Here is a 24895-nt window from a genome sequence, read left to right as displayed (position 1 = left end):
TGAGCTTCTTCGCCGCGGTCGTGGAGATGCCGAGGACGGTGCCGAGCTCGGCGACGCAGAACTCGGCGACCAGGGGACACCCGTCGCCGGCGATGGGTTCCTCGTGCTCGGTGCCGCGGACCTCGAAAGCAGCAGCCGAATGGATTGACTCGGGTGGGTGGAGGTCGGCCCACCGGGCGGCGAGGTCGAGCTGATCGGCAGCGGCGCGGTTCTCGGTGGCGCGACGCTCACGCAAGGCAGCCAGCAGGTCGGAGGCGGTGAGCGTGCCTGCCTCACCAGTTCCGGATCCTGCCAGCGCATCGATCATGTGTTCGATTATAGACGTCGGCACCGACAGCCGGGGCAATCTCCACAGGGTGGTTTCGAGGCTCGCTGCGCTCGCACCTCAACCACCGAGAACAGGGCGATGGGCCTCGTGACGCGACTTCGTCGCTCCTCGACCAGCGGGGTGTGACAGCCGGGTCGCGCGGGCTACTCGACCACCGGTGACGTCGGGCGGGGGTCGGGCGGGTACCGGACCTCGACGCGCACCCAGTCGACGGTCATGGCGGGACGCGTGCCGCCGGGGAGGGCGTACTCGGGGTCGACGTCCTTGTTGGAGAGCCGGAGGTGGAAGGGCAGCAGGTTGCCGGGGACGCGGCGCGGGTCGGGTGTCGTGTCGAGGCTGTAGGCCTGGTTGCCGGCACCGTCTCGGACGGCGAACGACACGTGGTCGCCTCCGACGGTGAACTCGGCGTCGTACTGCCAGTAGGCGTCCCACGGCTTGGCACCGTCGGGGAAGTGGTCGCTGACGCCCTGCAGCTCGGGCACGAGGCCGGCGGCGCCGCACTCGTCGACGCCGTTGTCCAACGTCTCGTCGTAGCAGAGGTGGGAGGCCACCTGCGCGCCCGTGGGCTTGAGCGGTCCGTAGCTCTCGATGACGTCGATCTCGCGCGGGTCGAGCGGGTCGGGGTGCTGCACCCAGAACGCGGCGTAGTTGCTGCCGGTGTCAGGCATCACCAGGCTGGCCGTCACCCGCACCGTCGTACCGGCGGGCAGCAGCCACCCGGGCGTGGACCGGACCTGCGCGAGGCCGCCGACGTCGAGCTGGCCGTAGCCGTTCTGCAACGCGTTGTTCCAGCCGGGCATCGCGTGCCAGTTGTCCGGTGGCGTCCCGGCCGCGCCGTCGAAGCCGTCCTGGAACAGGACCTCCCACCCCCAGGTCGGGGCCGGGTCGGACTCGACCTGGTCGCCCCGCGGGAGGTTCGCGTGCGCGGGAGCAGCGGCGAGTGACAGCAGGACGGCCAGGCAGCCGACGGACGACGAGCGCGGGGGCACGGGCCTCCTCGGGGGACGGTCGTTCCGGACGAGTGGGCGATCGTACGCAGCCTGCGCCGACAGCCGGTGCAGGACCCGTCAGCTCACGGTGGTCAGCAGCTGCGTCGCGCGGGTGAGCACGACGTAGAGGGTCGCGCGACCGGTCACCGACTCGTCCTCGATCTCCTGCGGCCGGACCACGACGATGCCGTCGAACTCGAGGCCCTTGGTGTCGAGCCCGGTGAGTACGACGACGCGGTCCTCGCCGCTGGGGGTCACGCTGGAGTCGACGGCGGCGCGGGCACCCGCGGCGTCGTCGGCCAGCTCGGGCCAGGACGCCAGCCACGCGTTGACCTCCGAGCGCCGGGCCACCGGGACGACGATGCCGACGGTGCCCTTGACCCGGCCGGCCGTCGTGACGACGGCGTCGCGCACGGCGGCCTCCAGGTCGTCGACCGGACCGAGGACGAGCGGGTCCTCGCCGGTGCGGCGTACGGCGTCGGGCAGGTCGGCGTCCAGCCCGACCCGGCGGGCGTAGTCGGCGGCGAAGGCGTAGATCTCGGCGGAGTTGCGGTAGTTGGTCGAGAGGTGGAACTCGTGGATCTCCTTGCCCTCCAGCGCCTCGAGCCGCGCGCGGGCGGCCTCCGGAGCGTCGGGCCACGACGACTGCGCCGGGTCGCCGACGATCGTCCAGCTCGCGGTGCGGCCACGGCGCCCGACCATCCGCCACTGCATGGGCGTGAGGTCCTGCGCCTCGTCGATGAGCACGTGGGCGTAGCCGTCGTCCTCGATGCGGTGCGTCGGCGGCGCCCACTGGCGGCCACCGGGCGCGTAGTCGCGCTCGGACACCGTCGTGAGCTCCTGCAGGTCGACGCCGCCCTCGAGGAGGCCGGTCTCGTCGAGGTCGCGCTCGTCGTCGGTGCGCTGCGGCACGTCACCGAGGGCGTAGCGCAGCTCGTCGAGCAGCGGCACGTCCTCGATCGAGAGGTCACCCGACGACCACGACTTGGCGAGCAGCAGCTGCTCCTCGCGGCTGACGACGCCCTCGCCGACCCGGGCGAGGAACTCCGGCTCGCGGAGCCAGCCGAAGACGGTCGTCGCGTCGAGCGGCGGCCACCACGCGGAGGCGAACTCGACGAAGCCGGCGTGGCCGAGCATGTCGTCGTCGAACGCCTCACGACCGCGCTCGCGACCACGCTCGCCCTGCACCTGGCGCCACATCGCGTCGAGGAGCGTGCGGGCCACGCGGGGCAGCTGGCGGTTGCGGCGGCCCTGCGACATCAGCTGGCGGCGCAGCCGGCCGAGCGTGCCGGGGTCGAGCACGATCGTGTCGTCGCGCCAGTAGATGCGGAAGCTGGTGGGGGCGCCGGGCGCGTGCTGGCGCGCCGTACGCCGCATCAGCTCGGCCATCCGCGTCGCGCCCTTGACGTCGGCGACGGCCGGCTCGTCGTGGCGGGTCGCACGGACGCCGCCGACGACCTCGCCGAGCGAGCGCAGCGCGACCGCGGTCTCGCCGAGACTGGGGAGCACCCGCTCGATGTAGCGCATGAAGACGCCGCTCGGACCGACGACGAGCACCCCGCCGCCCTCGTAGCGCCGGCGGTCGGAGTAGAGGAGGAACGCCGCGCGGTGCAGCGCGACGACCGTCTTGCCGGTGCCCGGGCCGCCGGAGATCGACACCACGCCCTTGCCCGGCGCGCGGATCGCCTTGTCCTGCTCGGCCTGGATCGTGGCGACGATGGAGTGCATCGAGCGGTCGCGGGCGCGGGAGAGCTGCGCCATCAGCGCGCCCTCGCCGACGATCGGCAGGTCCGTCTCGGCCTGGTCGTCGAGCAGCTCGTCCTCGACACCGACGACGGTGCGGTGCTGCGAGCGCAGCACCCGGCGCCGTACGACGCCCTGCGGGGTCGCGGCGGTGGCCTGGTAGAACACCCCGGCCGCAGGCGCGCGCCAGTCGATGAGCAGCACGTCGCGGTCGGCGTTGCGGACGCCGATGCGCCCGATGTAGCGGGGCTCGGGGTCGATCGACGGGTCGAGGTCGAGGCGGCCGAAGACCAGCCCCTCGTGGGCCGCGTCGAGCTGGGCGATCCGCTTCGCGGCCTGGAAGACCATCGCGTCCCGCTCGACGAGGCCGCCCTCGTGCTCCAGCCGGCCGCGGTTGCGGCCCTCCTGCGCGAGCGCCATCGCGCTCTGCGTGGACACCTCGAGCTGGACGTAGACCTCGTCGACGTACTGCTGCTCCGCAGCGATCTCGCTGGCCAGAACCGAATCCGGCGTGAGCTCCTCGCTCAAACTCCCGCTCCTCATCCCCCGATGAACCGTGCCCAACCTGCTCGGACAGACCGACAAGCCTAGCGCCGCGGTGCCCCACCCACTCATTTAGCGTGGAACTCGTGACGCTACGTGCCCGGTGGTCGGTGGTGCCCGCCGTCGTGGGCTGCGTCCTCGCGATCGTCGCGACCGTCACCTCCTGCGGCACGGGCGGCTCGGACGACCCGTCGACCACCCCGCGGTCGACCGCCTGCGTGTCGGAGGCGACCGCGCCGGCCGAGCAGATCGGCGAGCAGGTGGCCGAGTGGGTGCGGTTCTGCCCGCTCGCGGAGGAGGGGGCCGCGGAGCGGGTACGCCACCCGGCGGGCGTCGTCACCGGCGACCTCGCCGCCGCGGTCGCCGCGACGCTGTGGCAGACCCAGGACGGACGACCGCAGTGCGGGGACGAGGGCGGCCGGACCTCCGGCCCGAACCGGAGGTTCCGGATCGAGGTCGGGCTCGGCGACGGCCGGGTCGCGGAGCTGGCCGGGAGCACCGGCTGCAGCACCCGCGACGCCACGCTCTTCAGCCAGCTCGAGACGACCTTGCTGATGGACGCCGCAGGGGCGGCCCCTGCCGCTGCCCCGCGGGACCCGATCAGCTGTCCCGGCCGCTTCACCACGACCCTGACCGACGCCGACGGCGCCTCGGCCGCACAGCTGGTCGACGGGGCCGAGCATCCGTGGCAGTCGACCGTGCCCGTGCTGCCGATGCCGGCGGTCGTCGCGGACGTGTGCGCGTACTCCGGCGACGGCCGCCGCCGCACCCTGGTCGACCAGTGGCGCACCGACCCGGCAACGGCGGACGCGATCCGCGCCCAGGCCACCACCGGCTACACCGACGGCGTCGCGGACTGCGAGCCGGACCCCGGCGCCACGTCGTACGTCGTCGTGCTGGGCGACCGGACCGGGACCACGCGCACGCTGGCGATCGACCCCACCCGATGCGCGACCGTGCAGGCGGCGATCGGGACGCCGCCGGTCGACACCTACCTCGGCCTGGCCTCTCCCCGCCTGGTCCGGGTCGTCAGCCGCAGCAGGCCCTGACGCTGCTCACAGCGCAACGAGCAGCGCGCCCACCGTGCACACCACCGCACCGACGGTCCGGACGCGGTCGGCACGCGTGAGCCGGTCGAGCAGGGCAGCTCGCCGGTCCTCGCCGGCGGAGGACAGCCGACCGTGGACCGGGGCGGCGACCGCTGCGGTCGTCCCGACCGCGAGCAGGCCACCGGCGACCGCGACCCACGTGCCGACGTCGTCAGGCTCCGCCACGGCGGCCCAGCCGAGCACCAGGACGAGCGGGACGTAGACGAGGCCCACGACCGGCGTGATCCGCCGCGAGTGGGCGGCGTGGGCCCGTGTCCAGTCCTCCGGGCCGACGTCGCGCAGCGCCGGATAGACGACCAGGTCGACGGTGAGCTGGAAGCCGAGGTGGGCGCCCGCGACCAGCAGCAGCCACGTGTTCATCCGGTGAAGGACGAGGCGGGGACGTCCTGCTCCCCGGCCGCGATCGCGTCGACGATCCGCCGGGCGACCTGCTCGGGGTCGAGCCCCTGCGGCAGGGACGGCGCCTCGCCGGACAGGGGCCGGGCGGCCAGGCCGGTCTCGGTGTGCGGCGGGCGGACGTCGTACACCTCCACCTTGCTGCGGCGCAGCTCGGTGCGGAGCGCGGTCGCGACGGCGCTCAGGGCGGCCTTGCTGGCGGAGTACGCCGCCATCCGCGGCAGGGGGCGCTCGGCGACGACGGCACTGACCTGCGCGACGAACCCCTGCGACTCCTCGAGCAGCGGCAGGACCCGCCGGAGCAGGAAGAGCGGTCCGACGACGTTGGTGAGGAAGAGCTCCTCGACCACCTCGTCCGGGGTGTCGGCGAGCGCGCCGAAGGCCACGACGCCGGCGGCGTTGACCAACCCGTCGAGGCCATCGAGGTGCTCGCGGGCGGCTGCGGCGACGGCGTCGCCGGCGAGCGCGTCACCGAGGTCGGCGACCACCGGCACACCCGTCCCGAGCGCGGCGAGGCGGTCGGCGTCGCGACCGACGACCAGCAGCCGCGCGCCGCGGCGGTCGAGCTCGGCGGTGACCAGCGAGCCGAGGGCGCCGCTGGCGCCCACCACCGCGATCCGGGCTCCGGACAGGTCGCGCGTCATCTGGTCTCCTTCGACGAGGGGTGTCACCCGCTTCTCGGGCCCGACCCGCCGAGCGGATGCAGCCGGTCGCTACTTCCCGCGGGAGAGGAAGGCGGTCATCGCCTCGCGGGCCTCGTCGCTGGCGAACAGCCGCGCGCTGGTGGTGGCCATCTCGTCGCCCAGCGCGTCGATGCGGGCGACGAGGTCGCGGTTGAGGATCCGCTTGGACTCCCGCAGCCCCTGAGCGGCGCCGGTGGCCAGGCTCGCGCAGGTGGCGGCGACCTCCTCGTCCAGGCGGTCGGCCGGCACGGCCTTCGTGACGAGGCCGTACGACGCCGCCTCGGCGCCGCTGAAGACCTCGCCGCCCAGGGTGGTGAGGGCCGCCGCGCGCGGGGTCATCCGGTGGTGGACGGTGAGGCTGATGATCGCGGCGGCCAGGCCGAGCTTGACCTCGGTCAGCGCGAAGGTGGCCTCCTCGGCGCTGATGGCGATGTCGGCCGCGGCGACGATGCCGATGCCGCCGGCGCGGACGGCGCCGAGGTTCTTGGTGACGACCGGCTTGTCGAGGGTGACGACGAGCCGCTGCAGGTCGACGATGCGTCGCGCGCCGACCTCCATCCCCTCGGTCGTGGCCTCGGACAGGTCGGCACCGGAGCAGAACACCTTGCCGCTGCTCTCGACGAGCACGACCCGGACGTCGTCGTCGGCGCCGGCGCGCTCGAGGTGCCCGAAGAGCTCGGTGACCAGCTGGCGGCTGAGCGCGTTGCGGTTGGCCGGGCTGTCGAGGGTGATCGTCGCGACCGCGTCGGAGACGGCGTAGTGGACCAGCTCGGACGACTCGGGAGTGGCGTCGGTCTCGTCGGGCATGCCGGTCATCCTGCCCCACCGCCCATCCGCGCGCCGTCCCGCTCCGAACACCGCCCATGGAGACCTCCGCGCCTCGACGCCGCCGCCGCACCCTGCTCCACGCGGCGTACGGCGTCCTCGCGACGCTGGTCGGCCTGGCGGCCGGGCACCTGGTCGCAGCCCTGACCGTCCCCGCCGCGTCTCCCGTCCTGGCGGTCGGGTCCACGGTCATCGACCTCACGCCGACCCCGCTCAAGGAGTGGGCGATCCGGCAGTTCGGCACCAACGACAAGCTGGTGCTGGTCGGCTCGGTGACCATCGTCGTGCTCCTGCTGGCAGCGGTCGCCGGCATCATCGCCGACCGCCGCGAGACGCTGGGCCTCCTCATCCTCGTCGGGCTCGCCGCCGTCGCCGGCGTGCTCGCGGTCCTGCGCCCGGGCTCCGGGCCGCTGGACCTCCTTCCCGCCCTGGCCGCCGCGGCCGTGGCCGCCACCTCGCTGTGGTGGCTGCACCGCGTGTCGGACCGGGGTGCCGATCGGTCGTCGCCTGGGGTCGACGGTCCGACCCGGCGCGGGGTCGTGCTGGCCACCGGCGGCCTCGCCGCGGCCGCAGTGACCATGGGGGCGCTCGGTCGCTACGTGACGTCGTACCGCCTCGGCGGGACCGACATCGCGTTGCCGACGGCCACCGACCCCGCGCCGTCCTTCCCGCAGGGCCTCGAGGCGCAGTACGACGGCATCACGCCGCTGCGGACGCCCAACGCGGACTTCTACCGGGTGGACACCCGGCTGACGGTCCCGGCCGTCGACGTGGACTCGTGGACGCTGACGATCGACGGCGACGTGGACCAGGAGGTCACGCTGACCTTCGCCGAGCTCGCCGCTATGACGACGGTCGAGCGCGACATCACGCTCACCTGCGTGTCCAACGAGGTCGGCGGGCCCTACGTCGGCAGCGCCCGCTGGCTCGGCGTGCCCCTCAAGGACGTGCTCGACAAGGCCGGCATCGACTCGACCAAGGCCGACCAGATCTTCTCCACCGACGTCGACGGCATGACGATCTCGACGCCGCTCGGCGTCGCGCTCGACGGCCGCGACGCGTTGATCGCGATCGGCATGAACGGCCAGCCGCTGCCGCGCGAGCACGGCTTCCCGGCGCGGATGGTCGTGCCCGGGCTCTACGGCTTCGTCAGCGCGTGCAAGTGGATCACCCGGATGACCCTGACGACGTACGACGCCGAGCAGGCGTACTGGACCGAGCGGGACTGGGCCACCGACGCCCCGATCAAGATCTCGAGCCGGATCGACACCCCCAAGCCGCTCTCGAGCAGCGAGCCGGGCAAGGTCGTCATCGGCGGCATCGCCTGGGCGCAGCACGTCGGCATCGAGAAGGTCGAGGTGCGCGTCGACGGCGAGGCCTGGAGGCCGGCGAAGCTCGGCGCGCAGGTCAACGACGACTACTGGCGGCAGTGGTACTACGAGTGGGACGCCACCCCCGGCCAGCACTTCATCGCCTGCCGCGCGACCAACAAGGACGGCGACGTCCAGACCGACGTGCGGATGCGGCCGTTCCCCGAGGGGTCGAGCGGCATCCAGGAGATCTCGGTCTCCATCGGTTGAGCGCGCGCTCGCACCGTGACGACGACGGGCGGTGCGTGGCGCAGGTCCTGAGCCTCCGGGACCTGCGCCACGCTCCGCCCGTCGTCGCGCACCCGCGTTGTCCATGGATTGTCCAAAGTTTTTTCGCAGACCACCCATCCGTCTGCCGGGGGGTGCCGAACACCTCCCGACAGCGGGCCCCACGGCCCCTCCGCAACGTAGTGACCTACCGAAAGGCACCGTCATGAACACCAAGCTCCGCACCCGTTCCCTCGGCCTCGCCGCCCTGGCGCTGACCGCGTCGATGAGCCTCGCCGCCTGTGGCAGCGAGGACGACGCCTCGACCTCGGCGTCCGACGACACCACCAGCTCGGCCACCCCCTCGGAGTCGGAGACCCCGATGGAGTCCGAGTCCCCGTCCGAGGAGCCCGCCATGGACGCTCCGTTCGGCCCCGGCTGCGCCGGCGTCCCCACCTCGGGTGAGGGCTCCGTCGAGGGCATGGCCGACGACCCGGTCGCCACCGCCGCGTCGAACAACCCGCTCCTCAAGACGCTCGTCGCCGCTGTCGGCGAGGCCGGTCTCGTGGACACGCTCAACTCGGCCGAGGCGCTCACCGTCTTCGCCCCGACCGACGACGCGTTCGCGGCCATCCCGAAGAAGGACCTCAACGCCCTCCTGAAGGACAAGAAGGCGCTGACCACCGTCCTGACCCACCACGTGATCGGCGAGCGCCTCAGCCCCGAGGACCTCGCTGGTGACCACGAGACCCTGGCCGGTGACACCCTCACTGTCGAGGGCTCCGGCGAGGACTTCACCATCGGTGACGCCACCGTCGTGTGCGGCAACGTCCAGACCGCCAACGCGACCGTGTACGTCGTCGACCAGGTCCTGATGCCGAAGATGTGATCCGTCCACCAACGGATTGCGCAAGGATGCTGACGTGGAACACGTGAGGCCCGTACCGGACGGGGCACCCCAGGAGGGTGCCCCGTCCGGGGGCAACGACGCCGCCCGCCTCGCGGGCCTCCTCGGCCAGGCGGCCCTGGGCGACCAGGCCGCCTTCGCCGAGTTCTACGACGCGACGTCGGCGCGGGCCTACGGCCTGGCGCTGCGCGTCGTACGCAACCCGGCGCACGCCGAGGAGGTCACCCAGGAGGCCTACCTCGACGCCTGGCGCTCCAGCGCCAGGTACGACGCCGAACGAGGGAGTGCGGCCGGCTGGCTGCTCACCATCGTGCACCGCAAGGCCGTCGACCGGGTCCGCTCGGTCGAGGCCGCCACGGCTCGCGACGAGACCTGGAACCGCGAGTCCGCACCGATCGACCACGACCAGACCTCCGAGGCCGCCCACGCCTCGCTGGAGGCCACCCGCGTCCGCAACGCGGTCGCCACCCTGACCGACGTGCAGCGCCAGGCCGTCGAGCTCACGTACTTCGGCGGCTACACGCACACCGAGGTCGCCACCATGCTCGACGTCCCGTTGGGCACCGCCAAGACCCGAATACGCGACGGACTGATCCGCCTGCGAGACCTGATGGGAGTTGCCTCATGAGCGATCTGCACAAGCTCACAGGGGCTTACGCCGTGGACGCGCTCGACGACATCGAGCGTGCCCGGTTCGAGCAGCACCTCCGCGAGTGCGACGACTGCCGCGCCGAGGTGGCCGAGCTGCGGGAGACCGCCGCGCTGCTCGCCGACGCCGTCGCCACTCCCCCGCCCGCCGCGCTGCGCGAGTCCGTGCTCGCCGGCGTCGCCCAGGTCCGTCCACTGCCTCCCGAGGTACCCGTCATCGCACCGGCGCACCGCCACGCTGTCGAGCCGGCGGGCCGGAGGCGGGGCTGGGTGCCCTTTCTGGTCGCGGCGGCACTCGCACTGATCGTCGGCATCGGCGCCGCGGTGACCCAGCCCTGGGCGTCCGACGACGACGTCCCCCGCCTCACCGCGGCCGAGCAGATCCTCCAGGCGCCCGACGCCGAGCACGTCTCGGTCGACCTCGGCGACGCCGGCCGCGCGACGGTGACCCGGTCGAAGTCCGCCGACAAGGCCGTCATCACGACCGAGGACATGACCGCCGCGCCCGCGGGCAAGGCCTACGAGCTCTGGTTCATCGACGGCGACAGCTTCACCTCCGCCGGCCTGATGCCCGACGTCGCCGACCAGACGGTCGTGCTGGAGGGGGCAGCCGGCAAGGCCGCCGCCGTCGGCATCACCGTCGAGCCGGAGTCCGGCTCCACGCAGCCCACCAGCGACCCGATCGCGGTCTTCGACCTCACCCAGGCGACCTGAGCGTGGACGCCTCCCGACGGATCGCCGTCGTCGGGTCCGGTGTTGCCGGGCTGACGGCCGCCTGGATCGCCTCACGCACGGCGCACGTCACCCTCTACGAGGCCGACGCGCGGCTCGGTGGCCACGCCGACACGCACCGGGTGCCGACCCCCGAGGGCGACCTCGCCATCGACACCGGCTTCATCGTGCACAACCGGCGGACCTACCCGACGCTCCTGCGGCTCTTCGCCGAGCTCGGCATCGCCACCCAGCCCAGCGAGATGTCGCTGTCGGTGAGCGACGCCGGCACCGGAGTGGAGTACGCCGGCGCGCTGGGGCCGCGCGGGCTGTTCGCGCAGCGGTCGTCGCTGACCTCGCGCGCGCACTGGCAGATGCTGCTGGAGATCCCGCGCTTCCACCGCCGGGCGCGTGGCGTCCTCGCCGCCGACGACGACGGCTCCGACCAGACCCTGCGCGAGTTCCTCGCCGAGGGACGTTTCACCCCGGGATTCGTCCGCCACTTCATGGAGCCGCTGGTGGCGGCCGTCTGGTCGTGCGACCCCGCCACGTCGCTCGACTACCCGGCGCGCTACCTCTTCACCTTCCTCGAGCACCACGGCATGCTCGGCGTCTTCGGATCGCCCGAGTGGCGCACCGTCACCGGCGGCTCCGGCACCTACGTCGCCGCGGTCGCGGCCGGACTCGACGTCGTACGCCTCGAGACCAAGGTGACCTCGGTCCGCGAGCTCGCGGACGGTGTCGAGGTCACGGACGGCAGCGGCGCCACGACGAGGTTCGACGGGGTCGTCATCGCGACGCACCCGTCCCACGCCCTCGGCATGCTCGAGGCGCCGACCGACCTGCAGCGCGAGGTGCTCTCGGCCCTCCCCTACAGCAGCAACCCGGCGCTCCTCCACACCGACGCCTCGCTGCTCCCGGCGGCTCCCGGCGCGCGCGCGTCCTGGAACTTCTTCCGGCCCGCGGACGAGACCGGCGCCGTCACGGTCACCTACGACCTCACCCGCCTCCAGCGGCTGCCGACCGACACGCACTACCTCGTCACCCTCGGCGGCGAGGACCTCGTCGACCCCGCCCTGGTGATCGACCGGATGGAGTACGAGCACCCGCTCTACACCCCGGAGTCGGTCGCCGCCGCGCGCCGGCTGCCGGAGATCGACACCGACCGCATCGCCTTCGCCGGGGCCTACCACGGCTGGGGCTTCCACGAGGACGGCGCGCGCTCCGGGCTGGCCGCGGCGACGCGCCTCGGCCTGCCCTGGACCCGCACCACGTCCGTCCTGCCGGCTCCCGGTCGCTTCGAGACGACGATCCGCCACACCCGCCGGACGCCGTTCAGGCGCAGCTTCGAGCACTCCTCGACCTTCTGGCTGGTCGACCTCGACGACCTGCCGGACCACGGCGTGCTCGCCCGGTTCGAGGCACGCGACCACCTCGGCGACCCTGGGCGGACGCTGCGCCACAACGTCGAGTCCTTCCTGGCCCGCCACGACGTCCGGCTGGGCGAGGGCGGCGGCACGATCCTGATGGCGGCCAACCCGCGCTCGCTCGGCTACGCCTTTAACCCGATCAGCGTCTTCTGGTGCTTCGACGACGAGGGCCGACAGGCCGGGGTGGTCGTCGAGGTGCACAACACCTACGGCGACCGCCACGCCTACCTCGTCCACCCCGACGAGCAGGGCCGCGCCACGACCGACAAGGCGATGTACGTCTCGCCCTTCCACGACGTCGACGGCACGTACGACGTCGCCGTGCCGATCCCGACCGACCGGCTCCACGTCGCGGTGACCCTGCGCGGCCACACCGACGGGGCCCGCTCGGCCTCGCCGTTCAGCGCCAGCCTCACCGGCACCCGCAGCGACGTCCCCCTCCGCCGGACCCTGGGCTCCGCACTGCGCGGCAGCGCACTGATCCGCGCCCACGGGATCTGGCTGTGGGCGCGCCGGCTGCCGATCCGACCACGTCCGACCCACCGACAGGAGGGCGTCCGATGACCCTCGAGAAGAACCGCCGCGACCAGGGACAGCCCGTCGCCGCCACCCAGGGCGTGCCCGCCCTCGAGCCCTTGCGCGGCGGGCCCCGCACCGCGATCTCCGCCGCCGTCGCCAGGCGCCTCTTCCACGCCGCGGTGAACCGCCTCGACGTCACCGTCGTCGAGGGCCACTCCGGTCGTCTCCTCGGCCAGGGCGGGCCGACGATGCAGATCCACCGCCCCGACGAGTTCTACGCGCGCCTGGGCCGCGACCACCTGATCGGGTTCGGCGAGGCCTACATGACCGGCGCCTGGGACGCCGAGGACCTGGCCGGCTTCCTCACCGTGCCCGCGGCCCGGATCGCCACCCTCATCCCGGAGCCGTTGCAGCGGCTGCGCGCCTTCCTCACCCCGCGCCTGCCCGGCCACCAGCGCAGCACCGAGGCCAACAGCCGCGCCAACATCTCGCACCACTACGACCTGTCCAACGAGATGTTCGAGCTCTTCCTCGACGACACCCTCAGCTACTCCTCCGCCCTCTTCGACACCTCCGTCTCGTCGGCCGCGGCCGGGCCCGGCTCCGTCGGTGACCACCTGGTCGCCACCCCACCAGAGCCCGCCGACAGCGACGACCCGCTCGTCCACGGCCCCGACCTCAGCGAGGCCCAGGGCCGCAAGATCGAGCGCCTGCTCGACGAGGCCGGGGTCACCGGCGGCACCCGCGTCCTCGAGATCGGCACCGGCTGGGGCGAGCTCGCGATCCGCGCCGCCCGGCGCGGTGCCACGGTGCACACGATCACCCTGTCCGTGGAGCAGCTCGAGCTCGCGGAGCGACGCATCGCCGACGCCGGGTTCTCCGACCGCGTCCGGGTCGAGCTGATGGACTACCGCGCCCTCACGGCAAGCGGCGCGACGTACGACGCCGTGCTGTCGGTCGAGATGATCGAGGCCGTGGGCCACGAGTTCTGGGGGACCTACTTCCGCACGATCGACAGCGTCCTCGCCCCCGGCGGCCGCGTCGCGATCCAGGCGATCACCATGCCGCACGACCGGATGCTCGCCACCCGCGACGGCCAGACGTGGATCAACAAGTACATCTTCCCCGGCGGCTTCCTGCCGAGCGTCGAGGTGATCGACCAGATCACCCGCGACGAGACCACGCTGCGCCTCACCGGCCAGCTCGAGATGGGCAGCCACTACGCCGAGACGCTGCGCCGCTGGGACCGCCGCTTCCTCGCCCAGCGCGACGCGGTGCACGCCCTCGGCTTCGACGACCTCTTCATGCGGGTCTGGCACTTCTACCTCACCTACTCGCAGGCCGGCTTCGCCAGCGGCTACATCAACGTCTCGCAGCTGACCTTCACCCGACCCCAAGACGGAGAGCACCAGTGACCCAGACGGCACCGCGTCCGACCTCGACCGGCACGAGCGGCTCGACCTCGGAAGGCGTCGCCGCGCGCCTGGCCGAGGCCGTCCGCCCGTTCATCGGCGGCGACCTCCCCGTGCGCCTGGAGGCCTGGGACGGCTCGGTCGCCGGGCCGGAGGGGGCGCCGCTCGTCGTGCTGCGCTCGCCCGACGCGCTGCGGCGGCTGCTGTGGCACCCGGGCGAGCTGGGTGCGGCCCAGGCCTACGTGACCGGCGAGCTCGACGTGCCGGAGCAGGACGGCTGGACGCTCGAGTCCGCACTGACGCACGCCTTCGCCGTGGGCGCCGAGCGCGGCCTGTCCGGCGTACGGCTCTCGCCGCGCGCGATGGTCGACGCGATCCGCACCGCCGCCGGGCTCGGCGCGCTCGGCCGCCCGCCGGCACCTCCCGCGTCCCAGGCGCGGATCAAGGGCCGGCTGCACAGCCTGGCCCGCGACCGGTCGTCGATCAGCCACCACTACGACCTCTCGAACGAGTTCTACTCACTGATCCTCGAGCCGCAGATGGCCTACAGCTGCGGCTACCACGCCACGCCCGACGTGCCGCTCGAGGAGGCGCAGCGCGCCAAGCTCGACCTCGTCTGCACCAAGCTGGGCCTGCAGCCGGGGATGCGGATGCTCGACGTCGGGTGCGGCTGGGGCTCGCTGTCCCTGCACGCCGCGGAGCACTTCGGCGCGCAGGTCACCGGCGTCACGATCGCGGCCGAGCAGAAGAAGTTCATCGACGCCCGGATCGCGGAGCGCGGCCTGCAGGACAGGGTCGAGATCCGGCTCCAGGACTACCGCGAGGTCCCCGAGCGTGACCACTTCGACGCCGTCGGCTCCCTCGAGATGGGCGAGCACGTCGGTGCCACCAACTACGCGACCTACGTCGAGGTCCTGCGACGCGCGGTGCGTCCCGGCGGTCGCGTGCTCGTGCAGCAGATGTCACGGCAGGGTGCCGGTGGGGGCAAGCACCCCGGTGGCGGGCCGTTCATCGAGTCGTTCATCGCTCCCGACATGACCATGCGCCCGGTCGGCGAGACCGTGGGACTGATCGAGGCCGGTGGCCTCGAGGTCCGCGACGTCCACGCGCTGCGTGAGCACTACGTGCTCACCGTCGCCGGCTGGATGGAGAACTTCGAGACGAACATCGACCGCATCCGCGACCTGGTCGGGGAGGAGGTCGTGCGCGTCTGGCGGCTCTACCTCGTGGGCGGCGCCCTCGCCTTCCGCGACGGACGCATGGGGGTCGACCAGATCCTCGCCGTCCGGCCCGGCGCGGCCCACGACCTGCCGGCGGTCCGTACGTGGTGACCGCGATCGTCGTCGCCGTCCTCGGCGCGGCGCTCGTGATGGGTGGCTTCGCCGCCCTCAGCAAGGCGCGGGACAGGGTCGCGGTCGTCGACGTCGCGTGGGGGCTCGCGTTCGTGACGATCGCGCTCCTCGAGGCGATCGTCTTCCCCGACACCCACTCGTGGGTGCTCGCCGCGCTCGTCACGGTGTGGGGAGGCCGCCTCGCCTGGCACATCGCCCGCCGCTCGCGCGGCCACGGCGAGGACCCGCGCTACGAGAAGATGCTCGGCGGGCCGGGCTGGTCCTCCGGCGCGGGCAAGGTCATCACCCGCGTCTTCCTCACCCAGGCCGTCGTCGCACTCCTCATCTCCGCACCGCTGCAGGTCGCCGCCGCGTACGACGTCCGCTGGTGGCCCGCCGTCTGGGTGGGCGCGGTCGTGTGGGCGATCGGCCTCTTCTTCGAGGTCGTCGGCGACGCCCAGCTCGAGGCCTACAAGGCGACGCCGCGCGAGTCCCGCCCGAAGATCCTCGACACCGGGCTCTGGGGCTGGACCCGCCACCCCAACTACTTCGGCGACGCGACCGTCTGGTGGGGGCTGTGGATCGCCGGCGCGCTCGCGCTCGGCTGGCTGCCGGGCCTCCTGACCGTGTGGGCACCCGCCCTGATGACGTACTTCATCCGCAACGTCACCGGTGCCGCGCTGCTCGAGAAGACGATGTCGCAGCGGCCCGGGTGGGACGAGTACGCCGCCCGCGTCCCGCTGTTCTTCCCCCGCCCGCCGCGCCGCTGACTGCTCCCTGCCGCGGGACACGCGCGGTGCGACCTGTGATCCGACCCGGTCCGTGGGGTAGAACCGGCGGGTGCCCCCTCCCGATCCCCTCGACGCTGCCGTCGCGCAGATGCTCGTGGGCGACGACGGCGCGTTCCGCACCGTCTACCGGGCGGTCCACCCCCCGCTGCTGCGCTACCTGACGGTCCTCGTCGGCGCCGGCGACGCCGAGGACGTGGCGAGCGAGGCGTGGGCCCAGGCGTTCCGCGACCTCGACCGGTTCACCGGTGACGCGGACGGCTTCCGCGGCTGGGTGACGACCATCGGGCGCAACCGGGCGCTCGACCACCTCCGGCACTCCCGCCGCCGGCCGACCGACGACCGCGCGGTCGAGGAGATGGTCGACCTGCTCGACGACGCCGATGTCGAGGGGGACACGCTCGGCCGGGTCCAGTCGCAGGCCGCGCTCGCACTGGTCGCCTCGCTCCCGCGCGACCAGGCCGAGTCGATCATGCTGCGCACGGTGCTGGGCTTCGACGCTGCCACCGCCGGGCAGATCCTCGGCAAGAGCCCGGGTGCCGTGCGGGCGGCATCCTTCCGCGGCCTGCGCCAGCTGGCCAAGAAGATCGACCGGGAGCCGTAACACCGCGTCCGCCCGTGGCGCTGAACGGAGTGAGATGCGCATCCACCGACGACACCTGTCCCGCGGGGAGGCCGAGCGACTGCTCGAGGACCCCGCGGCGCACGGCAGCGCGCTCGGCTCGGTGCTGGCGGCCGCGAGCGGTCCCGCCCAGCCGAGCGAGCTGGGTCGCGAGGACGCAGCAGCTGCCGCGTTCCACCGGACCGCGATGGTCCCCTCGCCCGGCGGCGGCAGCATGGTGCTGCCGGCTCCGCGACGCAGCGGGCGGACCGCCGTGCGTGCCGCGGCGGCGACCGGCGCGATCGTCCTGCTGACCACGGGCGGCTTCGCGGTGGCGGGGTCCATCGGCCTGCCGCACGTCCCTGGCCTCCCCGGCCAGGCCTCCGACCAGGCCACCGAGTCGTCGTCGGCCGCCGAGGACCCGCAACCCGCGGAGGCGTCGAGCACCTCCGCCGCCCCTGGGGACGAGGCGTCCGCGACCGGTGGACCCGGGACGGGCGGGGCGGGGTCGACCTCGGGAACGACCCCGACCCCGACGCCGAACCTCCAGGGTCTCTGCCGCGCGTTCCAGGCCACGGACCGCTCGGCCCACGGATCGTCGCTCGACAGTGCAGCGTTCGGCGCCCTCTCGGCTGCTGCGGGCGGCGCCGACCGGGTCGCCGACTACTGCGTGGACCTCATCGGCGAGCCGGAGCCGACCGGCAAGCCCACCGGGCTCCCGACCCCGACCGCGAAGCCCACGGGCAAGCCGACCTCCACGCCCACGGGCAAGCCGACCTCGAAGCCGACCGGGAAGCCGACCGGCGCACCCACCGGCAAGCCGACCGACGCACCCACCGGCAAGCCGACCGACAAGCCCACGCCGACCTCGCAGCCGACCGGCTCCCCCACGTCGCAGCCGACGGGGAAGCCCACCGACGCACCCACCGGCAAGCCGGGTTCTGCCCCCGGCAAGCCGACCGACCAGCCGTCCCCGACCGGCGAGGGAGGCGGCTAGGACACCTGGATGTCCGGTCTCTGATGAGGACCGGAGCGGCCGCGTTCCGCGGGCTGCACTCGTCGCCACCGTATTCATCCACCCCCACCTCGAGTACGGAGAGATCCCCGCTCCACCGGCGACGGGCACTGGCCCTCAACGCACCGCAGCGGCACGGCTTCCCCCCGGGGCCGTGCCGCTGCTCCTTTCCCGGCTAGGTTTCGGGGCATGGCCGTGCCGCTGTCCGCCCGCGAGGACCTGAACCGTCGGATGCTGCGGGCCCGCGACGAGATGGACCGTCGCTACGCCGAGCCCCTCGACGTACCGACGCTGGCGGCGATCGCGCACCTGTCGGCCTCGCAGTTCGGCCGGGTCTTCAAGGAGGTGTACGGCGAGACGCCGCACCGCTACCTCCAGAGACGACGCGTCGAGCGGGCGATGACGCTGCTGCGGCAGACGGACCGTCCCGTCACCGACGTCGCGTGGGACGTCGGCTTCGCGAGCCTCGGCACCTTCAGCCGGACCTTCAGCACCATCGTCGGGCTCTCACCGACCGAGTTCCGCGCGCAGCACGAGGCCGTCCGGGTGCCGTCGTGCTTCATCGCGGCGTGGACCCGCCCCCGCACGGCGCGGTCCTCAGCGACAGTCGTTTCGGAGAAGCAGGAGGAGGTCGACGCTCACTAGCGTCCTCGTCATGACGACCGACACCAACAACCACATCACGTCCCTCCACATCCGCTCCGTGCCCGTGCTCGACCAGGACGAGGCGCTCGACTTCTACACGACCCACCTCGGCTTCGAGGTGCGCGACGACATCGACCTCGGCTTCATGCGGTGGCTCACCATCGGCGTGCCCGGCCAGGACACCGCGCTGCTCCTCGAGCTCGTCGGCGGTCCCCAGCACGACGAGTCGACCGCCGCCCAGGTGCGCGAGCTCGTCACCAAGGGCGCGCTGGGCGGGCTGTTCCTGACGAGCAGCGACGTCCACGCGACCTTCGCCGCGCTCCGTGACGCCGGCGTGGAGATCACCCAGGAGCCCGTCGAGCAGCCCTACGGCACCGACTTCGGCATCCGCGACCCCTTCGGCAACCAGATCCGGATCAACCAGTTCAACGACGCGAGCAACGACGAGGTCAAGGCGGAGTACGACGCCGCCCGGGCATGATCACCACATGAGCTATCCACCGCCGATCTACCACGGCGACGCCGGCGAGGTCTCCGCGCGCGTGAAGCGGGCGGGGATCGAGCCGGCCGTCGTGTACCCCAACGGCAACAGGGTCTTCTACCTCGCGCAGGGCAGCGAGACCCAGGGCACCTTCGGCCTGTACCGCTGGGAGTTCGCCGGGCCACCGAGCGGCCCCGCAGCCCACTTCCACCGCACGATCACGGAGTCGTTCTTCGTCCTCGAGGGCACGGTCTCGATCTTCGACGGCACTGCTTGGGTGAGGTGCTCGGCGGGGGACTTCGCCCACGTGCCGGCAGGTGGGATCCACGGGTTCCGCAACGAGGACGGCGCCGCGAAGATGCTGCTCCACTTCGCGCCCGGCGCGCCGCGCGAGGCGTACTTCGAAGGTCTCGCCGCCGGCGCCGGCGACCTCGACGGTGACGACTACGACCGCTTCATGCGCGAGCACGACAACACCTGGGTCTAGGGTCGGCGCATGAAGTCGCGCCTCGTCGTCCTCGTCGTCCTCCTCACCACGGTCCTGCTCTCGGCCGGCGCGGTCACCGCTCCGACGTACGCCTCGGCGCGCTCGGACTGGACTCCGCTGATGGACTTCAAGAAGGCGAAGGTCCAGGCGTGCCTGAGCTCCTTCACCTCGACCGACGGCGACGCGGGCTACGAGCTCCTGGTGCGAGTGGACGCACGCAAGGCCACCAAGAAGCTCAAGGTCGCCGTGCAGCTGCAGACGCCCGCCGCCCCGATCTGGACCGGCAAGGTGTACGAGACGGTCCGCCCGGGCAGGGTCTCGCGGCCGACCAGCAGCGGCGGCATCAATGCGTCGGTGGTGGCGTCCACGAAGTTCAAGGTGACGATCAAGACGCTGGCGGGCACCAAGAAGGTGAGCTCGGGAATCTTCAGCGAGGTCCCTGCCTGCTGAGCTCACCGCGAGCCGGGCCGGCTGACCTTCTCCGCGAGGCCGGCCGGCGCCTGGAGGCAGTAGGAGTCGGTCAGCAGCTCGGCCAGCTCCTGCCAGTCCGTGTCGTCGTCGAGCACCATCCCGATGACGTTGCCGCCCCAGCCCGAGCGGAAGTAGGGCTCGCCCATGTGCTCGAAGGCGGCCACCTCGTCGGGCTCGCCGCGGAAGGTGATCCGGAAGACCTGGTCCTCACCGCCGAACACGTGGGCGACGGTCGCACTCCCGACCCGCCACCGGGTCCCCGTCCATGCGGCCTCCTGCTCGCACCGCGGCAGGGCGCCGAGCACGGCGTCGATCCGCCTCACCCACTCCTCCGGGACGAGCGGACGGTCTGCCAGGGCCACGGCGCGATCCTGCCACCGAGGTGCGACACCCATGAAGGCAGTTCGCCGGGCGATGTGGCCTGCCACGCTCAGCAGACGCATCGTGGACCCGAACTGCCTTCAGGGTGGTCAGACGGCCAGCACGTCAGTAGGACTTCGGCAGGCCGAGGGAGTGCATCGCGACGAAGTTCAGGATCATCTCCCGGCTCACCGGGGCGATCCTCCCGGCGCGGGCGGCGACGAGCATGCCGGCCATGCCGTACTCCTGGGTGATCCCGTTGCCGCCGTGGGTCTGCACGGCGGCGTCGACGGCGTGCACCGCGGCCTCGGCGGCGGCGTACTTCGCCATGTTGGCCGCCTCCCCCGCGGCCAGGTCGTCGCCGGCGTCGACGAGTGCTGATGCCTTCTGCGTCATCAGCCGCGCGAGCTCGTTCTCGATGTGCGCCGTCGCGAGCGGGTGGGCGATGGCCTGGTGGGAGCCGATCGGGGCCTGGAAGACCGTGCGCTCCTTCGCGTACGACGACGCCTTCTCCAGCGCGTGCCGCGCGAGGCCGGTCGAGAACGACGCCGCCATGATCCGCTCGGGGTTGAGGCCGGCGAAGAGCTGCACCAGGCCGCCGTCCTCGTCGCCGACGAGCGCAGTGGCCGGGAGCCGGACGTCGTCGATGAAGACCTGGAACTGCTTCTCCGGGCTGACGATCTCCATCGGGATGGCGGTGAACTCGAAGCCGGCCGCGTCGGTCGGCACGACGAAGAGGCAGGGCTTGAGCTTGCCCGTGCGGGCGTCCTCGGTGCGGGCCACGACGAGGACGTTGGCGGCCTCGTCGACACCGGAGATGTAGATCTTCTGGCCCTTCAGCACCCACTCGTCGCCGTCGCGGCGCGCGGTGGTGGTGATGTTGTGGGAGTTCGTGCCGGCGTCGGGCTCGGTGATCGCGAAGGCCATTGTCGCGGTGCCGTCGCAGATCCCGGGCAGCCAGTCCTGCTTCTGCTGCTCAGTGCCGTAGCGGGCGATCACCGTGCCGCAGATCGCGGGGCTGACGACCATCATCAGCAACGGGCAGCCCTGCGCGGCGAGCTCCTCGCACACGGCGGCCACGTCGCCGATGCCGCCGCCCCCGCCGCCGTACTCCTCGGGGATGTTGACCCCGAGGTAGCCCGCCCTGGCGATCTCGAGCCACAGCTCGGTGGTCTTCTCCCCAGCGCGGGCGCGCTCGACGAACCACTCGCGGCCGTAGCCGCTCGCCAGCTTGCGGACCTGGCGGCGCAGCTCGATCCGCTCCTCGGACTCGGTGAACGTGCTCGTGCTCATGGGGTCTCCTCCACCACTGCCAGGACCTCCCCGGCGGCGACCTGCGCGCCGGGCTCGACGTTGATCTCGGTGACGGTGCCGGCGTGCGGCGCGGTCACGGTGTGCTGCATCTTCATGGCCTCGAGGACCAGCACGACGTCGCCGGCGGCGACCTCTTGCCCTGCCTCGACGACGACCCTGACGACCGTGCCGGGCATCGGCGCGAGCAGCGAGCCGCTGGCCACGGCGTCGGCGGGGTCGGTGAACCGCGGCACCTCGCGCAGGTCGACGGACCGAACGCCCCCGTCGACGTACACCGCACGCGTGCCGGCCGCCTGCCCGGCAGTGATCAGTCCGTCGAAGTGCGCGGCGACGCCGTCGACCTCCAGGCGCACGTGGCTCGGTGACACGTCCAGCACCGTCAGGCCGTCGACGACGAAGCCGTCACGGGTGCCCCACCACTCGACCGGGTCGTGGCCCTCGAAGGTGGTGCGCTGCGGCTGGCTGACGACGTTGCGCCACGCGGCGGGCACGCCTTGCTGGACCGTACGCCGTGCGGCGTCGTCGGCGGCGAGCATGAGTGCGCCGGCGACCACGCTCGCACGTGAGTCGCTGGGAGACTCAGCGGGAATCGGACGCGACTCGAGCCACGTCGTCGTCATCTCGCCGGACACGAAGACCGGGTCGGAGAGGATCTCGACAAGCTGGTCACGGTTGGTGACCACGCCGTGGATGCGGGCCTGCCTGAGCGCCGCGACGAGCCGGCGGATCGCCTGCTCGCGGGTCGGCGCCCATGCCACGACCTTGGCCAGCATCGCGTCGTAGAAGGTCGACACCTCGTCGCCCGCGGCGAAGCCGGAGTCGACACGGACGCCGCTGCGCGCCAGCAGGTCGAAGCCGCCGTCGGCCGGCAGGTCGAAGGTGAGCAGCCGGCCACTCTGCGGGACGTACGCCGCGTCCTCGGCGTAGAGGCGCACCTCGATCGCGTGCCCGGACGTCATGCGCTCGGGAGGAGCGGCTGCCCCCACGGCATCACGTCCCTCGGCGACGGCGAGCTGCATCTCGACGAGGTCGACCCCGCACACCAGCTCGGTGACCGGGTGCTCGACCTGGAGGCGGGTGTTCATCTCGAGGAAGAAGAACCGGTCGGTCGCGGGGTCGTGGAGGAACTCCACGGTGCCGGCGCCCCGGTAGCCGATCTCACGGGCCAGCCGCTCGGCCGCCTCGCACATCGCCGCCTCGGTCGCGGCGGGGAGCCCGGGGGCGGGCGCCTCCTCGACGACCTTCTGGTGGCGCCGCTGCACGGAGCAGTCGCGGGTGCCCAGCGCCACCGCGGCCTCGGCATCGGCCATCAGCTGCACCTCGACGTGCCGTCCGGCCTCAACGTAGGGCTCGACGAACACCGTGCCGTCACCGAAGGCCGACGCGGCCTCGGCCCGCGCGGCCTCGATCTCGGCGTCGAGCCGGTCGAGGGTGCGTACGACGCGCATGCCCCGCCCGCCGCCGCCGGCCGACGCCTTCACCAGCAGGGGCAGGTCGGCCTCCATCTCGCTGGTTGAGGAGGTCGTGCTGCGACCGTCTCGAAACCATGCGGGTGCGGACAGCACGGGTACGCCGGCCGCCGCGGCGATCTCCTTGGCGCGGACCTTGTCACCCATCGCCTCGATCGCCTCGGGCGGCGGTCCGACCCAGGTGAGGCCGGCGTCGATGACGGCGCGGGCGAAGTCGGCGTTCTCGGACAGGAAGCCGTAGCCGGGGTGGACCGCGTCGGCTCCCGCGCTGCGGGCGGCCTCCACGACGAGGTCGGCCCGGAGGTAGGTGTCGGCCGGCGCGTTGCCCGGGAGGCGTACGGCGTGGTCGGCCTCGGCCACGAAGGGAAGGCCGGCGTCGGCGTCGGAGTGGACGGCCACGGTCTCGATGCCGAGGCGGCGGCAGGTCGCGAACACCCGGCGCGCGATCTCGCCACGGTTGGCGACGAGGAGCCTGCTGATCATGTCCGGAACACCCCGAATCCCTGGCCACCGGTCCACGACGTCTTGCTGATCACGCTGAGACAGATCGCCAGCACCGTGCGGGTGTCGCGCGGGTCGATGACCCCGTCGTCGTACAACATCCCGGACAGGGCGTAGGGCAGCGACTGCTCCTCCACCATCTGCTCGACCATCGCCCGCATGCCGGCGTCGCCCTCCTCGTCGTACTGCTGTCCCTTGGACTCCGCGGCGGCGCGCGCCACGATCGACAGCACACCGGCGAGCTGCGCCGGGCCCATGACCGCGGACTTGGCGCTCGGCCAGGTGAAGAGGAAGCGCGGGTCGAAGGCGCGACCGTTCATGCCGTAGTTGCCGGCGCCGTAGGACGCGCCCATGATCACGCTGAGGTGCGGGACGCTGCTGTTGGAGACGGCGTTGAGCATCTGCGCGCCGTGCTTGATGATCCCGCCCTGCTCGTAGTCCTTGCCGACCATGTAGCCGGTCGTGTTGTGCAGGAAGAGCAGCGGGGTGTCGGACTGGTTGGCGAGCTGGATGAACTGTGTCGCCTTCTGCGCCTCCTCGGAGAACAGCACGCCCTGCGCGTTGGCGAGGATCCCGATCGGGTGGCCGTGGAGCTGGGCCCAGCCGGTCACGAGCGAGGTGCCGTAGAGCGGCTTGAACTCGTCGAACGGCCGGCCGTTGCGCTCGCTCGTGCCGTCGACGATCCGGACGATCACCTCGCGCGGGTCGAACGGCTCCTTGAGGTCGGTGGGGATGAGGTCGAGCAGCGTGTCGGGGTCGGCGTCGGGCTCGGCGAACGACAAGCCTCGGTCTCGTGACGGTCGCTGCGCGACCTCGTCAACCATCGGCTTTCTGCTGGTCGAGGAAGGACGAAGGCCTGTCACGAGACCCGGATTGGTACGCCGCCGGTTGAGGCGGGCCACGATGCGCCGGCCGATGCGGATCGCGTCGAGCTCGTCCTCGGCGAGGTAGTCGGCCAGGCCGGAGACCCGGGCGTGCATCTCGGCACCGCCGAGCGACTCGTCGTCGGACTCCTCGCCGGTCGCCATCTTCACCAGCGGCGGACCGCCGAGGAAGACCTTCGCGCCGCCGCGGACGAAGACCGTGTAGTCACTCATGCCCGGGACGTAGGCCCCGCCGGCGGTCGAGTTGCCGAAGACCAGGGCGATCGTCGGCTGCTTGCGCGCCGAGGACCGAGTCAGGTCGCGGAACAGCCGCCCGCCGGGGATGAAGATCTCCTTCTGCGTCGGCAGGTCGGCTCCGCCGGACTCGACGAGCGAGACGGTGGGGAGGTCGTTCTCCTCGGCGATCTGCGAGGCGCGGAAGATCTTCTTGACCGTCCAGGGGTTCGACGCGCCGCCCTTCACGGTCGGGTCGTTGGCGCTGATCATGCACTCGACGCCCTCGATCACGCCGATGCCGGTGACGACGGACGCGCCGACGGTGAAGTCCGAGCCCCAGCCCGCCAGCGGCGAGAGCTCGAGGAAGGCCGACCCGGGGTCGACGAGCAGCTCGATCCGCTCGCGCGCCGTGAGCTTGCCGCGCGCGTGGTGGCGGTCGACGTACTTCTCCCCGCCGCCCGCCACCGCGACCGCGTGCTGGGCGTCGAGGTCGGCGATCTTCTCGAGCATCG

General features: G+C 72.6%; 24 protein-coding genes and 1 pseudogene. 15 read left to right on the top strand and 10 right to left on the bottom strand.

All coding sequences use genetic code 11. From position 1 onward, the window contains the following. The 3 genes and pseudogenes from L2K70_RS13745 to L2K70_RS13735 form a co-directional block, all read right to left on the bottom strand. Positions 1–307 (bottom strand): annotated as a pseudogene (locus L2K70_RS13745) (hypothetical protein); the annotation flags it as partial. Between the two features lie 164 nt (positions 308–471). Next, on the bottom strand, positions 472–1317 hold the full coding sequence (locus L2K70_RS13740) for a LamG domain-containing protein (protein ID WP_236402742.1): 846 nt from the start codon (positions 1315–1317) through the stop codon (positions 472–474). A 78-nt stretch (positions 1318–1395) separates the two neighbouring features. Next, entirely contained in the window at positions 1396–3603 is a 2208-nt protein-coding gene (locus L2K70_RS13735; protein ID WP_372477488.1) for a HelD family protein, read from the bottom strand. A gap of 86 nt (positions 3604–3689) precedes the next feature. Here L2K70_RS13735 and L2K70_RS13730 point away from each other — a divergent pair, with 86 nt between their 5' ends. Further along, on the top strand, positions 3690–4652 hold the full coding sequence (locus L2K70_RS13730; protein WP_236402740.1) for a hypothetical protein: 963 nt from the start codon (positions 3690–3692) through the stop codon (positions 4650–4652). Positions 4653–4658: 6 nt separating this feature from the next. Here the strand turns inward: L2K70_RS13730 and L2K70_RS13725 are convergent, their stop codons facing one another. From L2K70_RS13725 to L2K70_RS13715, 3 genes are all read right to left on the bottom strand, one after another. After that, positions 4659–5072, bottom strand: a complete 414-nt coding sequence (locus L2K70_RS13725; RefSeq protein WP_236402739.1) for a DUF1772 domain-containing protein — start codon at positions 5070–5072, stop codon at positions 4659–4661. Continuing rightward, a complete protein-coding gene (locus L2K70_RS13720; protein ID WP_236402738.1) occupies positions 5069–5752 on the bottom strand; it encodes an SDR family NAD(P)-dependent oxidoreductase in 684 nt (227 codons plus the stop codon). The genes L2K70_RS13725 and L2K70_RS13720 overlap by 4 nt, the downstream gene beginning before the upstream one ends. Before the next feature lie 69 nt (positions 5753–5821). Continuing rightward, positions 5822–6598: an enoyl-CoA hydratase-related protein gene (locus L2K70_RS13715; protein WP_236402737.1), complete on the bottom strand. Its 777-nt coding sequence runs from the start codon at positions 6596–6598 to the stop codon at positions 5822–5824. Between the two features lie 56 nt (positions 6599–6654). On the opposite strand from L2K70_RS13715, the gene L2K70_RS13710 reads away from it, so the two are divergent. The 14 genes from L2K70_RS13710 to L2K70_RS13645 all read left to right on the top strand — a co-directional run bounded on the left by L2K70_RS13710 (position 6655) and on the right by L2K70_RS13645 (position 19618). Beyond that, positions 6655–8196 (top strand): molybdopterin-dependent oxidoreductase, encoded by a 1542-nt coding sequence (locus tag L2K70_RS13710; RefSeq protein WP_236402736.1) that lies wholly within the window; start codon positions 6655–6657, stop codon positions 8194–8196. A 223-nt stretch (positions 8197–8419) separates the two neighbouring features. Next, positions 8420–9082 carry a fasciclin domain-containing protein gene (locus L2K70_RS13705; protein WP_236402735.1) on the top strand — a complete coding sequence of 221 codons (663 nt, stop codon included), beginning with the start codon at positions 8420–8422 and terminating at the stop codon, positions 9080–9082. A 34-nt stretch (positions 9083–9116) separates the two neighbouring features. Then, positions 9117–9728, top strand: coding sequence for an ECF RNA polymerase sigma factor SigK (gene sigK / locus L2K70_RS13700; protein ID WP_236402734.1), 612 nt, complete (start codon positions 9117–9119; stop codon positions 9726–9728). Further along, complete coding sequence (locus L2K70_RS13695; protein ID WP_236402733.1) at positions 9725–10462, top strand: anti-sigma factor; 738 nt, start codon at positions 9725–9727, stop codon at positions 10460–10462. The genes sigK and L2K70_RS13695 overlap by 4 nt, the downstream gene beginning before the upstream one ends. A 2-nt stretch (positions 10463–10464) precedes the next feature. Then, positions 10465–12453 carry an FAD-dependent oxidoreductase gene (locus tag L2K70_RS13690; RefSeq protein WP_236402732.1) on the top strand — a complete coding sequence of 663 codons (1989 nt, stop codon included), beginning with the start codon at positions 10465–10467 and terminating at the stop codon, positions 12451–12453. Next, entirely contained in the window at positions 12450–13823 is a 1374-nt protein-coding gene (locus tag L2K70_RS13685) for an SAM-dependent methyltransferase (protein ID WP_236402731.1), read from the top strand. The genes L2K70_RS13690 and L2K70_RS13685 overlap by 4 nt, the downstream gene beginning before the upstream one ends. Continuing rightward, the gene (locus L2K70_RS13680) at positions 13820–15151 is read left to right on the top strand and encodes a class I SAM-dependent methyltransferase (protein ID WP_236402730.1); all 1332 of its coding nucleotides are present in this window, start codon (positions 13820–13822) and stop codon (positions 15149–15151) included. Before L2K70_RS13685 ends, L2K70_RS13680 begins: the two co-directional genes overlap by 4 nt. Beyond that, positions 15145–15921 (top strand): DUF1295 domain-containing protein, encoded by a 777-nt coding sequence (locus tag L2K70_RS13675; RefSeq protein WP_236402729.1) that lies wholly within the window; start codon positions 15145–15147, stop codon positions 15919–15921. The genes L2K70_RS13680 and L2K70_RS13675 overlap by 7 nt, the downstream gene beginning before the upstream one ends. 70 nt (positions 15922–15991) lie before the next feature. Next, a complete protein-coding gene (locus L2K70_RS13670; protein ID WP_236402728.1) occupies positions 15992–16543 on the top strand; it encodes an RNA polymerase sigma factor in 552 nt (183 codons plus the stop codon). Between the two features lie 34 nt (positions 16544–16577). Then, positions 16578–17537: a PT domain-containing protein gene (locus L2K70_RS13665; protein WP_236402727.1), complete on the top strand. Its 960-nt coding sequence runs from the start codon at positions 16578–16580 to the stop codon at positions 17535–17537. A 207-nt stretch (positions 17538–17744) separates the two neighbouring features. Continuing rightward, complete coding sequence (locus L2K70_RS13660; protein ID WP_236402726.1) at positions 17745–18200, top strand: helix-turn-helix domain-containing protein; 456 nt, start codon at positions 17745–17747, stop codon at positions 18198–18200. Between the two features lie 10 nt (positions 18201–18210). After that, on the top strand, positions 18211–18681 hold the full coding sequence (locus L2K70_RS13655) for a VOC family protein (RefSeq protein ID WP_236402725.1): 471 nt from the start codon (positions 18211–18213) through the stop codon (positions 18679–18681). 7 nt (positions 18682–18688) lie between these two features. Beyond that, on the top strand, positions 18689–19168 hold the full coding sequence (locus L2K70_RS13650) for a cupin domain-containing protein (protein ID WP_236402724.1): 480 nt from the start codon (positions 18689–18691) through the stop codon (positions 19166–19168). Between the two features lie 9 nt (positions 19169–19177). Then, positions 19178–19618: a hypothetical protein gene (locus tag L2K70_RS13645; protein ID WP_236402723.1), complete on the top strand. Its 441-nt coding sequence runs from the start codon at positions 19178–19180 to the stop codon at positions 19616–19618. Positions 19619–19620: 2 nt separating this feature from the next. Here the strand turns inward: L2K70_RS13645 and L2K70_RS13640 are convergent, their stop codons facing one another. The 4 genes from L2K70_RS13640 to L2K70_RS13625 form a co-directional block, all read right to left on the bottom strand. Further along, on the bottom strand, positions 19621–20001 hold the full coding sequence (locus L2K70_RS13640) for an MmcQ/YjbR family DNA-binding protein (protein ID WP_236402722.1): 381 nt from the start codon (positions 19999–20001) through the stop codon (positions 19621–19623). A 124-nt stretch (positions 20002–20125) separates the two neighbouring features. Further along, the gene (locus tag L2K70_RS13635; RefSeq protein ID WP_236402721.1) at positions 20126–21292 is read right to left on the bottom strand and encodes an acyl-CoA dehydrogenase family protein; all 1167 of its coding nucleotides are present in this window, start codon (positions 21290–21292) and stop codon (positions 20126–20128) included. Continuing rightward, positions 21289–23265, bottom strand: coding sequence for an acetyl/propionyl/methylcrotonyl-CoA carboxylase subunit alpha (locus L2K70_RS13630; protein WP_236402720.1), 1977 nt, complete (start codon positions 23263–23265; stop codon positions 21289–21291). Before L2K70_RS13630 ends, L2K70_RS13635 begins: the two co-directional genes overlap by 4 nt. Then, a complete protein-coding gene (locus L2K70_RS13625) occupies positions 23262–24893 on the bottom strand; it encodes an acyl-CoA carboxylase subunit beta (protein WP_236402745.1) in 1632 nt (543 codons plus the stop codon). The genes L2K70_RS13630 and L2K70_RS13625 overlap by 4 nt, the downstream gene beginning before the upstream one ends. Positions 24894–24895 lie beyond the last annotated feature (2 nt).

The sequence above is a fragment of the Nocardioides potassii genome (assembly GCF_021648885.1).
Lineage (GTDB): Bacteria > Actinomycetota > Actinomycetes > Propionibacteriales > Nocardioidaceae > Nocardioides > Nocardioides potassii.
This window is presented reverse-complemented; position numbering and strand designations above follow the sequence as displayed.